The 14,240-nt window shown below is 66.4% G+C and carries 13 protein-coding genes and 1 tRNA gene; 12 read left to right on the forward strand and 2 right to left on the reverse strand.

What is annotated here, in order from left to right:
• Positions 1–23 precede the first annotated feature (23 nt).
• Positions 24–1,301 carry an acyl-CoA dehydrogenase family protein gene (locus tag U1769_RS13830; protein ID WP_332716931.1) on the reverse strand — a complete coding sequence of 426 codons (1,278 nt, stop codon included), beginning with the start codon at positions 1,299–1,301 and terminating at the stop codon, positions 24–26.
• 143 nt (positions 1,302–1,444) lie between these two features.
• Between U1769_RS13830 and U1769_RS13835 the strand changes: the two genes are divergently transcribed.
• From U1769_RS13835 to U1769_RS13855, 5 genes are all read left to right on the forward strand, one after another.
• Positions 1,445–2,689 carry a TetR/AcrR family transcriptional regulator gene (locus U1769_RS13835; RefSeq protein WP_332716934.1) on the forward strand — a complete coding sequence of 415 codons (1,245 nt, stop codon included), beginning with the start codon at positions 1,445–1,447 and terminating at the stop codon, positions 2,687–2,689.
• A 63-nt stretch (positions 2,690–2,752) separates the two neighbouring features.
• A complete protein-coding gene (locus U1769_RS13840; RefSeq protein WP_332716938.1) occupies positions 2,753–3,937 on the forward strand; it encodes an acyl-CoA dehydrogenase in 1,185 nt (394 codons plus the stop codon).
• A 145-nt stretch (positions 3,938–4,082) separates the two neighbouring features.
• Positions 4,083–5,219 (forward strand): CaiB/BaiF CoA transferase family protein, encoded by a 1,137-nt coding sequence (locus tag U1769_RS13845; RefSeq protein WP_332716941.1) that lies wholly within the window; start codon positions 4,083–4,085, stop codon positions 5,217–5,219.
• Positions 5,216–6,355 carry a CaiB/BaiF CoA transferase family protein gene (locus U1769_RS13850; RefSeq protein WP_332716944.1) on the forward strand — a complete coding sequence of 380 codons (1,140 nt, stop codon included), beginning with the start codon at positions 5,216–5,218 and terminating at the stop codon, positions 6,353–6,355. The genes U1769_RS13845 and U1769_RS13850 overlap by 4 nt, the downstream gene beginning before the upstream one ends.
• 280 nt (positions 6,356–6,635) lie before the next feature.
• The gene (locus tag U1769_RS13855; protein WP_332716947.1) at positions 6,636–7,397 is read left to right on the forward strand and encodes a class II aldolase/adducin family protein; all 762 of its coding nucleotides are present in this window, start codon (positions 6,636–6,638) and stop codon (positions 7,395–7,397) included.
• Positions 7,398–7,434: 37 nt separating this feature from the next.
• Here U1769_RS13855 and U1769_RS13860 read toward each other — a convergent pair whose 3' ends face one another.
• Positions 7,435–8,235 carry a DODA-type extradiol aromatic ring-opening family dioxygenase gene (locus tag U1769_RS13860; RefSeq protein ID WP_332716950.1) on the reverse strand — a complete coding sequence of 267 codons (801 nt, stop codon included), beginning with the start codon at positions 8,233–8,235 and terminating at the stop codon, positions 7,435–7,437.
• A 92-nt stretch (positions 8,236–8,327) separates the two neighbouring features.
• Between U1769_RS13860 and U1769_RS13865 the strand changes: the two genes are divergently transcribed.
• From U1769_RS13865 to U1769_RS13895, 7 genes are all read left to right on the forward strand, one after another.
• Positions 8,328–8,870, forward strand: coding sequence for a (2Fe-2S)-binding protein (locus U1769_RS13865; protein WP_332716953.1), 543 nt, complete (start codon positions 8,328–8,330; stop codon positions 8,868–8,870).
• 117 nt (positions 8,871–8,987) lie between these two features.
• Positions 8,988–9,986 carry an RcnB family protein gene (locus tag U1769_RS13870; protein ID WP_332716957.1) on the forward strand — a complete coding sequence of 333 codons (999 nt, stop codon included), beginning with the start codon at positions 8,988–8,990 and terminating at the stop codon, positions 9,984–9,986.
• 82 nt (positions 9,987–10,068) lie between these two features.
• Positions 10,069–10,767: a prolyl hydroxylase family protein gene (locus U1769_RS13875; protein ID WP_332716960.1), complete on the forward strand. Its 699-nt coding sequence runs from the start codon at positions 10,069–10,071 to the stop codon at positions 10,765–10,767.
• A gap of 111 nt (positions 10,768–10,878) precedes the next feature.
• Positions 10,879–11,655 carry a hypothetical protein gene (locus tag U1769_RS13880; protein WP_332716961.1) on the forward strand — a complete coding sequence of 259 codons (777 nt, stop codon included), beginning with the start codon at positions 10,879–10,881 and terminating at the stop codon, positions 11,653–11,655.
• Positions 11,656–11,770: 115 nt separating this feature from the next.
• Positions 11,771–13,534: a single-stranded-DNA-specific exonuclease RecJ gene (gene recJ, locus U1769_RS13885; protein WP_332716963.1), complete on the forward strand. Its 1,764-nt coding sequence runs from the start codon at positions 11,771–11,773 to the stop codon at positions 13,532–13,534.
• Positions 13,535–13,590: 56 nt separating this feature from the next.
• Positions 13,591–13,986 carry a VOC family protein gene (locus U1769_RS13890; RefSeq protein ID WP_332716965.1) on the forward strand — a complete coding sequence of 132 codons (396 nt, stop codon included), beginning with the start codon at positions 13,591–13,593 and terminating at the stop codon, positions 13,984–13,986.
• 54 nt (positions 13,987–14,040) lie between these two features.
• Positions 14,041–14,116: transfer RNA gene (locus U1769_RS13895), tRNA-Glu, on the forward strand.
• Positions 14,117–14,240 lie beyond the last annotated feature (124 nt).

A 14,240-nucleotide genomic window follows, 5' to 3' on the forward strand; every position in this document is an offset into this window, starting at 1 on the left:
AACGGGGTTTGTTTTCCCGACGATTACCGCCGCACCGCCTCTTTCGCCGCGATCGCCTCGGGCAGGTCGGCATATTTGCCGAACTCATGGCGGGCGATGGCGCGGTTGTGGACCTCGTCGGGCCCGTCGGCGAAGCGCAGGGTACGCAGCGCGGCCCAGGCATGGGCGAGCTCGAAATCCTGGCTCACGCCGCCGCCGCCATGCGCCTGGATCGCGTCGTCGAGGATCTTCAACGCCATCAGCGGCGCCTGCACCTTGATCATCGCGATTTCCTGCTGGGCGGACTTATTGCCGGCGCGGTCCATCATGTCGGCCGCCTTGAGGCAGAGCAGCCGGGTCATCTCGATATCGATGCGGGCGCGGGCGATGCGCTCCTCCCACACCGAGTGATCGGCGATGCGCTTGCCGAAGGCGACGCGGCTGAGCAGGCGCTTCGCCATCGCCTCGATGCCCACCTCGGCGACGCCGATCGTGCGCATACAATGATGGATACGGCCAGGCCCGAGCCGGCCCTGCGCGATCTCGAATCCGCGGCCCTCGCCAAGCAGCAGATTCTCCACCGGGACGCGCACATCCTTGAGCTGGACCTCGCCATGCCCGTGGGGCGCGTGATCATACCCGTAAACCGAAAGCATGCGCTTGATCGTGACGCCCGGCGCATCGAGCGGCACCAGGATCTGGCTCTGCTGGCTGTGGCGGGCATTCTCCGGATTGGTCTTGCCCATCACGATCGCGACCTTGCAGCGCGGATCGCCCACACCGGAGGACCACCATTTCGTGCCGTTGATCACATAATGATCGCCGTCGCGGACCATCGCGGTCTGGATGTTGGTCGCGTCGGACGACGCCACCGCCGGCTCGGTCATCAGGAAGGCGGAACGGATCTCGCCGTTCATCAGCGGCCTGAGCCATTGATCCTTCTGCGCGCGCGTGCCGTAGCGGTGGAACACCTCCATATTGCCGGTATCGGGTGCGGAGCAGTTGAAGCATTCGGACGCCCAGCCGACCTTGCCCATTTCCTCGGCGCAGAGGGCATATTCGAGGTTGGTGAGCTGCGTGCCTTCGAATTCGAAGCTGTCGTCGACATGGCTCTGGCCCGAATGCGGCGGCATGAAGAAATTCCACAGGCCGGCCTCGCGCGCCTTGACCTTCATCTCCTCGATCACCGGAATGACCTTCCAGCGCTCGCCCTCATGCTCCTGCTGGTCGTAGAGCGACTGGCGCGGCCGGATCTGCTGGTCGATGAAGGTTTTCACCCGATCCCTAAAATAGGTTTCGCGTTCACTCAGGGTGAAATCCATGGCGCATCCTCCATCGCTCTTCGGAAACGGGCGTTAGACCGTACCGCGTTTTCGGTAAAGCGGCTTTGCCGCCGAAATCGCCGTTGAACCGGCGCGCAGAAAAAACACTGTCTCTTCGAAAAGAAGATGTTACAGTTTCGGTCATGCAAGCTGCCGAAGACGTCCAGGGGGAGGAGGAGGCAGGCACGAAACGCTTCCGCGCCAAGCGGGACGCGATTCTCGCCGCCGCCGCCGAAGCAATCAACGAACAGAGCGCGAAGGGCATGACCTTCGCGGACGTGGCGCGACGCGTGGGCCTCAACACCACCAGCGTCACCTATTATTTCAAGCGCAAGGACGATCTCGCCGCCGCCTGTTTCGAGCATACGCTCGATCGGCTGCATGCGATGCTCGACGAAGCGCTGGCCAAAGCGACACCCCAGGCGCGAGTCGCACATTATCTCGCGCTCAACATGGAGCGGTTCGCGCGAATCCAGCGCGGCGAGGAACAGGCCTTCGCGGTGCTGTCCGATCTCCGCGCGATGGAGGAGCCGGTGCGCGGCCGGTTGCTCGCGATCTGGCGTGAAGTGTTCCGCAAGACGCGCAGCCTGTGGGGCCCGTCGGCCAATCGCGCCCAGACCGACCTGCACGGCGCCCGCGCTCATGTGCTGCTCGAGAATACTTTCTGGCTGCCGCTGTGGCTGGTGCGTTACGAGCTCGACCAGTTCGACCGGATCGAGGAACGGCTGATGGACGTGTTCGAGCACGGCATCGCCGGGCCGGACCAGAACTGGGCGCCCGAGCTGATCGACCTGGAGCATGACGAGCCCGAGCCGGGCCGCGAGGCCTTCCTGCTCGCGGCGACCCGGCTGATCAACGAGCTGGGCTATCGCGGCGCATCGGTGCAGAAGATCGCATCCGAGCTGAACGTCACCAAGGGCAGCTTCTACCATCATCTCGATGCCAAGGACGATCTGGTCATCGCCTGCTACAAGCGCAGCTTCGACACGATCGCCGACGCGCAGCAGCTTGCCGACGCGCGCGGCGGGAGCCACTGGCACCGCCTGACCAGCACGATCGCGACGCTGCTCGACGTGCAATTCTCCGAGCGCGGTCCGTTGCTGCGCACCACCGCGCTCTCCGGCCTGCCGCGCACCGTGCGCCGGGCGATGGTCGAGCGCTCCAACCGGATCGCGCGCCGCTATGCGGGCACGATGATGGACGGCATCGCCGAACGATCGATCCGTCCGGTCGACGCGCTGGTCGCCAGCCAGGCGCTGATGGCGCTGCAGAATGCGGCGTTCGACATGCGCAAATGGGCGAGCACCATGCCGCGGGACAGGGCAGTCGCCTTCTACGCTTCGACCCTGGCGTTCGGGCTGTTCGACGACCGGGTGCTCGACCTTTGAAACACCGCTGAGGCTGGACAACGGCCTCGCTCCGCTGGCAGCGGAGCGCCAAGGAGATCTTACATGGCCGGCATGGGCGCATTCGACTGGGCAGACCCGTTCTTTCTCGACGATCAGCTGGAAGACGACGAGCGGATGATCCGCGACAGCGCGCGGGCCTATGCGCAGGACAAGCTGGCGCCGCGCATCATCGACGCGTTCGCCAACGAGACGACCGATCCGGAGATCTTCCGCGAAATGGGCGGGCTCGGTCTGCTCGGTCCGACCATCCCGGAGGAATATGGCGGGGTCGGCGCATCCTATGTCGCGTACGGCCTGGTCGCGCGCGAGGTCGAACGAGTCGATTCGGGCTACCGATCGATGATGAGCGTGCAATCCAGCCTCGTGATGTACCCGATCTATGCCTATGGCTCGGAGGCGCAGAAGCGGAAATATCTGCCGAAGCTGGCGAGCGGCGAGTGGATCGGCTGTTTCGGCCTGACCGAGCCCGATGCCGGATCCGATCCAGGGGGCATGAAGACCCGCGCGGTGAAGACGGCGGACGGCTACCGCATCTCGGGTTCCAAGACGTGGATTTCCAACGCGCCGATCGCCGACGTGTTCGTGATCTGGGCGAAATCCGACGAGCATGGCGGCGGCATTCGCGGCTTCGTGCTGGAAAAGGGCATGAAGGGGCTTTCGACGCCGAAGATCGAGGGTAAACTCTCCTTGCGTGCTTCGATCACCGGCATGGTGATGATGGACGATATCGAAGTCGGAGAGGACGCTTTGCTGCCTGACGTGCAGGGGCTGAAGGGGCCGTTCGGCTGCCTCAACCGCGCGCGTTACGGGATCAGCTGGGGATCGCTGGGCGCGGCCGAATTCTGTTTCCACGCCGCCCGGCAATATGGGCTCGACCGGGCGCAGTTCGGCAAGCCGCTCGCGGCCAATCAGCTGTACCAGAAGAAGCTCGCCGACATGCAGACCGAGATCGCGCTTGGCCTGCAGGCAAGCCTGCGTGTCGGGCGGCTGATGGATGCGGGCCGGTTCGCGCCGGAGATGATCTCGATCGTGAAGCGCAATAATGTCGGCAAGGCGCTCGATATCGCGCGCCAGAGCCGCGACATGCATGGCGGCAACGGCATCACGGGCGAATATCAGGTGATGCGGCACCTGATGAACCTGGAGACGGTCAACACCTATGAGGGCGCGCATGACGTTCATGCGCTGATCCTTGGGCGGGCGATCACGGGGATCGCGGCGTTTTGAGGCTTGCGCCGCCAACTTCCTGTTCCCCGGCGAAGGCCGGGGTCCAGTTGGAATGTCTTTTTTTGGCTGGTGCTGCGCATCATTACACCCACCTTCCCACCTGGGCCCCGGCCTTCGCCGGGGAACAAAAATGGATTAGAGGCTGGTGAGCGAACCGCCCCTGACCGGTCTCAAGGTCATTGAGCTTGCGCGTATCCTCGCCGGGCCGTGGGCCGGGCAGACTCTGGCCGATCTCGGCGCCGAGGTGATCAAGGTCGAGAGCCCCGAGGGGGACGATACGCGGACCTGGGGACCGCCCTTCATCGAGAATCCCGACGGCAGCCGCGATGCCGGCTATTTCCATGCGACCAACCGCGGCAAGAAATCGGTCATACTCGATTTCCGCACGCCGGAGGGCCAGGCCGAAGTCCGCCGCCTGGTCGCCGGTGCAGATGTGCTGATCGAGAATTTCAAGGTCGGCGGGCTCGCCAAATACGGGCTCGATTATGCGAGCCTGTCCGCGCTCAACCCACGGCTGGTCTATTGCTCGATCACCGGCTTCGGCCAGGACGGGCCCTATGCGAGCCGCGCAGGCTATGACTTCATCATCCAGGGCATGAGCGGGATCATGGACCTGACCGGCGAGCCGAACGGCGCGCCGCAGAAGATCGGCGTCGCCTTCGCCGACATCATGACCGGCCTTTACGCGGTGATCGCGATCCAGGCAGCGCTCGCGCAGCGCGAAAAGACCGGGCACGGCCAGCAGATCGACATGGCGCTGCTCGACACGATGGTCGGCGTGCTCGCCAACCAGGCGATGAACTTCTTCGTCAGCGGGCAGACGCCGCCGCGGCTGGGCAATGCGCATCTCAACGTGTCGCCCTATGCCGTTTTCCCGACCAGCGACGGCTGGTTCATCCTCGCCGTCGGCAATGACGGGCAGTTCCTGCGCTTCTGCGACGCGCTCGGGCTCGATAGGCTCAAGGCGGATCCGCGCTTTGCCAGCAATGCGGGGCGGCTCGATCATCGCGAGCCCCTGTTCGCTGCCATTCGCGACGCGACCTCGCGACACGAACGGGACACTCTGCTGGCGATGCTGGAGGCAGTCGGCGTGCCGGCCGGGCCGATCAACAATGTCGCCCAGGCCTTTGCCGATCCGCAGGTGATCCATCGCGGCATGGCGCTGAAGCTCGACCGGGACGGCATGGCGCTGCCCGGCCTGCGCACGCCGATCCGCTTCTCGGAAGCGACGCTCGCGCTCGACCGCGCAGCGCCGATGCTTGGACAGGACGATCCCGCATGACCCCACCCCTGGCCGGCCTGCGTATCATCGAAATGGCGGGGATCGGCCCCGGCCCGTTTTGCGGCATGATGCTGGCCGATCACGGCGCCGAGGTAATCAGGATCGAACGACCTGGCGAACGCGGCGGCTTCTCGGCAGCGGCAAAGGATCCGTTGCTGCGATCGCGCCGGGTTATGCAACTCGACATGAAGAGACCGGAGACAGTGCTTGCCATGCGGCGGCTTGCGCAAAGCTGCGACGGGCTGATCGAAGGCTTCCGGCCGGGCGTGATGGAGCGGCTCGGGCTCGGCCCCGATACGTTGCTCGCCGACAATCCGAAGCTCGTCTATGGCCGGATGACCGGCTGGGGACAGACCGGACCGATGGCGCAGCACCCCGGCCACGACATCAACTACATCGCGCTGTCCGGCGCGCTCCATGCCCTGGGTACGGCGGGCGGGAAGCCGGTCGCGCCGATCAACCTGGTCGGCGATTTCGGCGGGGGCGGCATGATGCTGGCATTCGGCATGCTGGCCGCGATCCTGCAGGCGCAGGCGACCGGCCGCGGCCAGGTGGTCGATTGCGCGATGACCGAGGGATCGTCGGTGCTGATGAGCATGATCTGGGGTTTCCGCGCGATGGGCCGCTGGAACGACGCGCGCGGCACCAACCTGATCGACGGCGGCGCGCATTTCTACGACACCTATGAAACCGCCGACGGCAAATGGGTGTCGGTCGGCGCGATCGAGCCGCAATTCTATGCGGCGCTGCGTACGGCGATGGGCCTGGAGGGCAGCGAATGGGATGCGCAATTCGCCGATTCGGCCTGGCCGGGACTCAAGGCCGAGCTCGTCCGGCGCTTTCGCGAGCGCACGCGCGACGACTGGGTCGCGGCCTTTGCCGGGCATGAGGCGTGTTTCGCGCCGGTGCTCGACTTCGACGAAGCGGTCGCCCATCCGCACAACCGCGACCGCGGCGCCTTTGTCGAGGCGGGCGGCGTCGTCCAGCCGGCCCCTGCCCCGCGCTATTCGGTGAGCAGCACGGTTGCGCCGGTGATGGCCGGTGCGATGGAAACAGAGGCGATCCTGGCCGGCCATGGTTTCTCCGAGGACGAGATCGCCGCGCTGCGTGCGGCGGGGGCGATGGGCGCGGGGTAGCGATCCAGGCGTCCGGGTTGAATCGAGCGCCCGCGAGGCGGCGCTGCGCGGGAGATATGGGACACTCACTGTCCCATATCTTTTCCATCGCGCAATTATGCGAATTCATTGTGTATCAATGGCTTGATGACACATCCTGCGACCTGGGCCCGCGACACCGGGGGGGATCGTTGCGCTATCGATACGATCTCCCGGATCAGCGCTGCATCGACCGAAAAATTTGCCTGTCCGGCGCAGTCATGCGATATTCGTTGCAAAGAAGAACCCATAGGAGAGCGCCATGGCCACCGCCGTCCTTCGCAATTCGCAGATGAGTGAAGCCGAATGGGAGGCGCGCCAGCAGCTCGCCGCCTGCTACCGCATCTTCGACATGCTCGGCTGGTCCGAGATGATCTACAACCATATCACGCTGAAGGTGCCGGGCGAGGAAGGCGCGTTCCTGATCAACCCGTTCGGGCTGCATTTCAGCGAAGTGACTGCCTCGACTTTGGTCAAGATCGACATCGACGGCAACAAGCTCGACGACAATCCCTATCCGGTGAACCGGGCCGGCTTCGTCCAGCACGCGCTGTTCCACCGGCATCTGCCCGACGCGCATTGCATCATGCACACCCACACCACAGCCGGCATGGCGGTCAGCTCAGTCGAGGGCGGGCTGCGGCCGACCAATTTCTACGCCTGCAATTTCACCGGCCAGATCGCCTATCATGATTTCGAGGGCATCACCGTCCGCGACGAGGAAGGCGCGCGGCTGATCGAGCATCTCGGCGACAAGCGCGTCATGCTGCTGCGCAATCACGGCCTGCTGGCGATGGGCAAGACCCTGCCCGAGGCGTTCCTGAAGCTCTGGCTTCTGCAGCGCGCCTGCGAAGTCCAGGTCGCGACCGCCGCGATGGGCACGCCGATCGAAGTGCCGCCCGAAGTGGTGGCGGTGCACCAGCGCGACCTGCACATGGTCCAGATCCCCGGCGGCGTCGGCAAGGCGGATTTCGACGCGATGGTGCGGCGCGTGGACAAGATCGACACGAGCTGGCGGAACTGATCTCTCCATTCCTCCCCGTTCTGGGGAGGAATAACAGTCAGCCGAACCGGTAGCCCGATACGGCCCAACCAAGCACGTGATCGGCATAATCCCGCACCGCCGGGCCATCGCCGCCGGCCCCGAGCGCCACCATCAGCGGCATCAGATGCTCCTCCTCGGGATGGGCGAAGCGGGCGTGGGGCAACGACTCCCATTGTGCCACGCGTTCTGCACGGGCCGCGGGATCGGGATCGGTCACTGCCGCGGTGAGCGCCGCATCCCATTCGTCGGCGACCGGCGTCACCTGCGGGCCGCGAGCGCGCAGATTGTGGAAGCTCATGCCCGATCCCACGATCAGCACGCCTTCGTCGCGGAGCGGCGCCAGCGCGCGCCCGATCGCGATATGCGCAGCGGGATCGAGATCCTTGCGCAACGACATCTGGGCGAGCGGAATATCGGCGCCCGGCACCGCCACCATCATCGGGATGAACACGCCGTGATCCCAGCCGCGCGCGGTTTCCTCGCCCACCGGGAACCCCGCGTCCGCGACCAGCGCGGCCGCACGGCGGGCGACATCGGGCGCGCCCGGGGCGGGCCATGCCAGGCGATAGGTATGTTCAGGAAAGCCGTAATAATCGAACAGCAACGGCTGGCCGTCGCCGACATGGACGGTGACCGCATCCTCCTCCCAATGGCCCGAGACGAGCAGGATCGCCTTGGGCCGCTCCGGCAGCGATTCGATCAGGCCGGCGAGATAGGCCTGCATCGGCCGCCACATCGGATCGGGCGGCCCGCCCGCGGGGTCCATGAAGAAGCAGGGACCGCCGCCATGCGGCACGAAGATGGCTGGAAGTGTCATGCCGCGGATATCGGCCCTGCCCCGCCCGGGCGCAATCGCGCAGGCGGAAACGCGCCGTTTCCCATGGCGATGCTTTGGCCTAAGCTACCGCCATGACCCGGTTCACCGTCAACAACCAGCCCGTCGAATACCGCATGGACCCGAAGACGCCGCTGCTATGGGCGTTGCGGGACGCGTCCAACCTGACCGGCACCAAATATGGCTGCGGCAATGGCGAATGCGGCGCCTGCACCGTCGACATCGACGGCGAGGCAGTCCGATCCTGCCAGGCGACGATCGGCGCGATCGAGGGCAGCTTCGTCACCACGATCGAGGGACTCTCACGCGAGCGCACGCACCCGGTGCAGCTCGCCTGGATCGCCGGCAATGTGCCGCAATGCGGCTTCTGCATCCCCGGCATGATCATGGCGGCAGCTGTGCTGCTCAAGAAGAACCGCAACCCTTCCGAGGACGACATCAAAAGCGCGATCACGAATTTGTGCCGCTGCGGCGTCTATCCGCGCGTGGTGGAAGCAGTGATGCGCGCGGCGCGCGTCCAGCGCGGCGACGAGACGATCGAGGCCGGCGCATCACCCCGCATCGACCCGGCCAGCGCCGCGCGGCTGGTGCCGGCCCTGACGCCGCCTGGGCCATAGCGGCCGTGAATTCTTTCGCAACGCTGTCACCCCAATTCAGAAACGGGTCATCGCGTAAGGCGCACAACCTGTCCATTGACCGGGCCCATCTTGCGCCCGCGTACCGGAGGGATTGAGATGCGTAGTTCTTTCATCATCGCGCTTCTGGCGGCGACCGCAGCCATCGTGCCGGCGACGGCCTATGCCGGCGGCACTGGCGGCCAGGATCGCGGCGAGCGGCGCCAGGACCGCGCGGAGGCCCGCGCCGAACGCCAGGCCCAGCCGCAACCGCAGGCCCAGCCGGCGCCGGCGCGCAATTTCGAGCGCCGCGACGGCGGCAATGGCGGCGGCCGTGGCAACTGGCAGGGCCGCCCGCAGCCCCAGCCCCAGGCGCAGCCGCAGCCACAGCCGCAGCCGCAGGTTCAGCAACAGCCCCAGGGCCGCCCGCAGTTCAACCCGCAGGGCATGCGCCGCGGCGGGCAAGGCAATGGTTGGGGCGATGGGCGCAACGGCGCTCCCGTCGTTCAGGGCAACCCGCAGCTCCAGCCTCAGGCGAATGGCGGCCGTCCCGGCGGCCGTGACGACGCCCGGGGCCAGCGCGACGGCAACCGCGACTGGCGCAACAATGGCGGCCGTAACGACGGCGGCGTGCGTGGCAATGACGGGCGTGGCAACGACGGCAACTGGCGCGGCAACGATGGCCGCGGCAACGACCGCAACTGGCGTGGCAATGACGGCCGCGGTAATGACGGCAACTGGCGCGGCAATAACGGCCGCGGCAATGACCGTGACTGGCGCAACAATGGCGGCCGCGGCAATGATCGCAACTGGAACCGCAGCTGGCGGAGCGACAGTCGGTACAATTGGCAATCGCACCGGGCGCGCTATCGCAACAATTTCCACCTGCCGCGCTACTACGCACCCTATGGCTGGGATTACGGTTATCGCCGCTTCTCGGTCGGCCTGACGCTCAGCTCGATCCTGTTCGAGCAGAATTACTGGATCGACGACTCGAGCTATTACGGGCTGCCGCCGGCCTATGGCCCGTATCGCTGGGTGCGCTATTATAACGATGCGCTGCTCGTCGATATCTATACCGGCCAGGTGGTCGACACGGTCTACGACATCTTCTGGTAGGATGCCGATCGATCCTCGGGGCCCGGCGACACTGTCGCCGGGCCCCTTGTTTTTTGCGGTCGCCACGGCAGACTGAGCCGCGATGTCCCTGTTCTCCAAGAAGCCCGCGTCCCCGAAACGGCCCGGCGGCCCCTCCCCGATCCGCAAGCTGGCCGGCGAGACCGTGTCGCGCAGGCTGGAGGCGAATCCGGCGGTGAAGCGCGCCCAGATCGACAAGGCGCAGGTCTATTATCACCCCGACTTCCTCACCCCGACTCAGTGCACTGCGCTGATCCGGGTGATCGATTCGAACCGCCGCCCCTCCACCCTGCTATCCGAATCGGGCGACACCAATTTCCGCACCAGCGAGAGCTGCGACATGGATCGCTGGTCGCCAGCGGTCCGCCCGATCGACGAATCGATCGCGGCGCTGCTCGGCCTCGATCCCGCGCAGGGCGAGACGATGCAGGGTCAGCGCTACGCACCCGGACAGCAATTCCGCGCCCATCATGATTTCTTCCATGAGGGCCAGCATTATTGGGAAGCGATGAAGGCCAGCGGGGGGCAGCGCACCTGGACCGCGATGGTCTATCTCAACAATGTCGAGGAAGGCGGTGCAACCTGGTTCCCCCAGGCCGGCATCCGCGTCGCGCCGAAGCGCGGCCTGCTGCTCGCCTGGAACAACATGCGCCCCGATGGCAGCCCCAACGAATTCACCTTGCATGAAGGCATGCCGGTGGTGAAGGGCACCAAATATATCGTGACCAAATGGTTTCGCGAAGGCGCCTGGCTCCGCGGCTAGATTGGGATCAGGCCGGCACGCTCCTGAAGATAACATGATTAACCATCTGGCTTAAAACGGGCTTCACGACGACGGCCTAGCACTGCCTCGAATGGATTTTCCGGGGGCAAGATGTTTATCAAGACCTTTGCGATCGCCCTGCCCGTACTGCTCGGTGGAATGTACGTCAGCGGCGCGCTGGGCGGCGGCGGCTGGTCACGTGACGTGGCGCGCCCCCAGGCAGCGGTGATGACGGCGCTGGAGGACCTCGACATTCGCGACCAGCCCGGATCGCCCGGCACCGATCCAGCGCAATCGGGCGGCATCACCCCCGTGTTCAAGCTGGAGCGCACCGACACGTCGATGCGATGGAAGGTCATGAGCGGGGACAAGATCGCGGTGACGATGATCGCCGACTTCAAGCCGAGTGCCGACGGCACGGCAACGCATGTCACGGCGCATGTCGAGCGGGGCGACGCGCCGGACGATTTCGTCTCCCCCGCCTTTCGCTCGAAGGGCGTCACGCTCGGCCTGTTCGCGATGGCGCTCGAGGGCGAACTCAACGAATTGACCCTGCCGCCGCCGGGCGACCCCGCGGCCTGCGCCAGGCTGTTCGAGCGTTTCCAGGAAGCGAACATGGCGGCCGGCGCGGGCGGACGTCCGGAATCGTTGAAGGGCGCGATCGGGCAAGTCGCCGCCACCGGCGTGCGACTGAACGCTTTCGACGCCGAGCAGCGTCGCCTGGGATGCCAGCACCGCGACGGCAGCAGCGATTTCAAGTCAGTCGAATCAAGCATGGGCGCATCGCACGGCGACAGCAGTTCCGGCACATCGTCTGACGGGGCAGTCAATTTCACGCCGGGCCAGCCGATGATCGATCCCAGACCGCCGGGCGAACGCCGGCGCTGAGCCACAGCCGGCCCCTTATTCGGGGCCGGGATCAACGGCGTCGTTTCACCCCGTCCCGCCACCCCCGTTCCACCACCCCTGTTCCACCACGGCCAAAATGTGCGAGAGCGAAGCGGTGAACACCGTCCTCAACATCTCGCATTCGATCCTCGGCCAACCCTGGCGCTGGCGCGCGCTGGAGACCGATACGCGCGACCCCGGCTTTTCGCCCGACGATCTGGTCACGCAGCTCTTGCTGTCGCGCGGTTGCCCGCGTGAGGCGCTCGACGCGCACAAGGCGCCCAGCATCCGCGGCTTCATGCCCGACCCGTCGATCTTCCGCGACATGGACCGCGCCGCGGAACGGCTCGCCGATGCAGTGCAGGCGGGCGAACAGGTCGCGATCTTCGGCGATTACGATGTGGACGGGGCAACCTCGGCGGCGCTGATGATCCTGTTGCTGCGCGACCTCGGGCTTGAGGCGCGGCCCTATATCCCCGACCGGCTGATGGAGGGTTACGGGCCGTCGGGCGAAGCGCTGGTACGGCTGAAGGAGGAAGGCGCCAGCCTGATCGTCACCGTCGATTGTGGCGCGCAGGCATTCGAGGCGCTGGAGATGGCGCGCGTGGCCGCGGTCGACGTCATCGTGGTCGACCACCACAAATGCGCCGCCGCCCTGCCCCACGCCCATGCGCTGGTGAATCCGAACCGGCTGGACGAAACCGAGGGCGCGGTGTTCGGCCATCTCGCCGCGGTGGGCGTGGCGTTCCTGCTCGGCGCGGCGCTTATCCGGCTGCTGCGTGTGCGGGGCTGGTTCGCGAATCGCGCCGAGCCGCGGCTGCTCGACCTGCTCGATATCGTCGCGCTCGGCACCGTCGCCGACGTCGCGTCGCTGAAGGGCCTCAACCGCGCCTTCGTCGCGCAGGGCCTCAAGGTGATGGCGCAGCGGCGCAATATCGGGCTGAACGCGCTGATCTCCGCCTCGCGCCTGACCCGCGCGCCGACCGCGACCGACCTCGGCTTCGCGCTCGGCCCACGGATCAATGCGGGCGGGCGCGTCGGCAAATCCGATCTCGGCGTCCGGCTGCTCACGACGCGCGATCCCGAGGAGGCCGCCAGCATCGCCGCCGAACTCGACCGGCTCAACGAGGAACGCCGGGCGATCGAGGGCGTGGTGCAGGAGGCCGCCGAGGCCCTGGCCGGCGGGAAAGGCAATCGCGCGGTGATAGTCGTCGCCGGACGCGGCTGGCACCCCGGGGTGATCGGCATCGTCGCGGGGCGCCTGAAGGAAAGATACGGCCGGCCGGCGATCGTCATCGCGCTGGACGACCAGGGCATCGGCAAGGGATCGGGCCGATCGATTTCGGGCGTCGATCTCGGCGCGGCGGTGCTGACGGCCAAGGACAGCGGTCTGCTCGTTGCGGGCGGGGGCCATGCGATGGCGGCGGGGCTCACCATCGCCGAGGACCGGATCGAGGCGTTCGCCGACTTCCTGGAAGAGCGGCTCGACGCCGCGGTCACCCGCTCGATCGGGGACCGGGCGCTGCTGCTCGATGCACTGCTCACCGCAGGCGGCGTGACTCCAGCGCTGGTCGCGGCGATGGACGCCGGCGGGCCGTACGGCATGGGCTGGCCCCAGCCGCGCGTCGTCGCCGGGCCGGTGCGCATCGTTAAGGCCGATATCGTCGGCAACGGCCATGTCCGAGCGATCGTGAGCGGCGATGACGGCCGGGTGCTGAAGACGGTCGCCTTTCGCCAGGCCGAGACCGCGCTGGGCGCGGCCCTGCTCGGCGCGCCGCCGCATCGCCGGCTGTGGCTGGCCGGGCGCGCGCGAATCGACGACTGGGGCGCAAAACCGGCCGCCGAGCTGCATCTCGACGACGCCGCCTGGGCTGATTAATCTTCGGCTCCCGCGATGCGGCACGTCGCCGCGGGACTCGAACGGGAAGATTGCCCATGTTCAGCCATATCACGCTCGGCACCGACGATATCGAGCGCGCGCGCCGTTTCTACGAACCGGTGATGGCGACGCTGGGCCTCGAACAGCCCTTCGCGTTGCCGGAGACGCTCGTCTTCGGCGAACTGGTGGGCCTGAAGCTGTTTGTCGTCCGCCCGTTCGACGGGGGCGCCGCCCATCCCGGCAACGGCCCGCACGCCGCCTTGCTGGCGCCGACTCGCGCCGCAGTGGATGCGTTTCACGCGGCCGCGCTGGCCCATGGCGGCAGCGATGCCGGCGCGCCCGGCCCAAGGCCCCATTATCACGCCCATTATTACGGCGCCTATGTGCGCGATCCCGACGGGAACAAGCTCCAGGCAGTGTGTCATCGTCATCCGGACGACACAGCGGCTTGACCCGGGGCGATCCTTTGCCTAACCGGCACCCCCACGCCCGGCTCGTCCGGACATGGCCCCTTCGTCTAGCGGTCTAGGACGCGGCCCTTTCACGGCTGAAACACGGGTTCGATTCCCGTAGGGGTCACCAGCGTTTTCAATGACTTAGCTTTGGTGAGCTGAGATCAAAAAGAGAACATGGTCCATACATCGTCCATAGACGCGGGCGGTCGCTCGCGGGCTACAATGGACAATTTTTTCGATCAGTTGCTCGG

The organism is Parasphingomonas zepuensis (assembly GCF_036663735.1).
GTDB lineage: Bacteria > Pseudomonadota > Alphaproteobacteria > Sphingomonadales > Sphingomonadaceae > Sphingomonas.

Coding starts and splice junctions, on each gene's coding strand:
- U1769_RS13840 (WP_332716938.1), top strand. CDS start 2,753: ATGGCCGGCATGGGCGCATTCGACTGGGCAGACCCGTTCTTTCTCGAC.
- U1769_RS13890 (WP_332716965.1), top strand. CDS start 13,591: ATGTTCAGCCATATCACGCTCGGCACCGACGATATCGAGCGCGCGCGC.
- U1769_RS13860 (WP_332716950.1), bottom strand. CDS start 8,235: ATGACACTTCCAGCCATCTTCGTGCCGCATGGCGGCGGTCCCTGCTTC.
- U1769_RS13875 (WP_332716960.1), top strand. CDS start 10,069: ATGTCCCTGTTCTCCAAGAAGCCCGCGTCCCCGAAACGGCCCGGCGGC.
- U1769_RS13880 (WP_332716961.1), top strand. CDS start 10,879: ATGTTTATCAAGACCTTTGCGATCGCCCTGCCCGTACTGCTCGGTGGA.
- U1769_RS13865 (WP_332716953.1), top strand. CDS start 8,328: ATGACCCGGTTCACCGTCAACAACCAGCCCGTCGAATACCGCATGGAC.
- U1769_RS13855 (WP_332716947.1), top strand. CDS start 6,636: ATGGCCACCGCCGTCCTTCGCAATTCGCAGATGAGTGAAGCCGAATGG.
- U1769_RS13850 (WP_332716944.1), top strand. CDS start 5,216: ATGACCCCACCCCTGGCCGGCCTGCGTATCATCGAAATGGCGGGGATC.
- U1769_RS13870 (WP_332716957.1), top strand. CDS start 8,988: ATGCGTAGTTCTTTCATCATCGCGCTTCTGGCGGCGACCGCAGCCATC.
- U1769_RS13830 (WP_332716931.1), bottom strand. CDS start 1,301: ATGGATTTCACCCTGAGTGAACGCGAAACCTATTTTAGGGATCGGGTG.
- U1769_RS13835 (WP_332716934.1), top strand. CDS start 1,445: ATGCAAGCTGCCGAAGACGTCCAGGGGGAGGAGGAGGCAGGCACGAAA.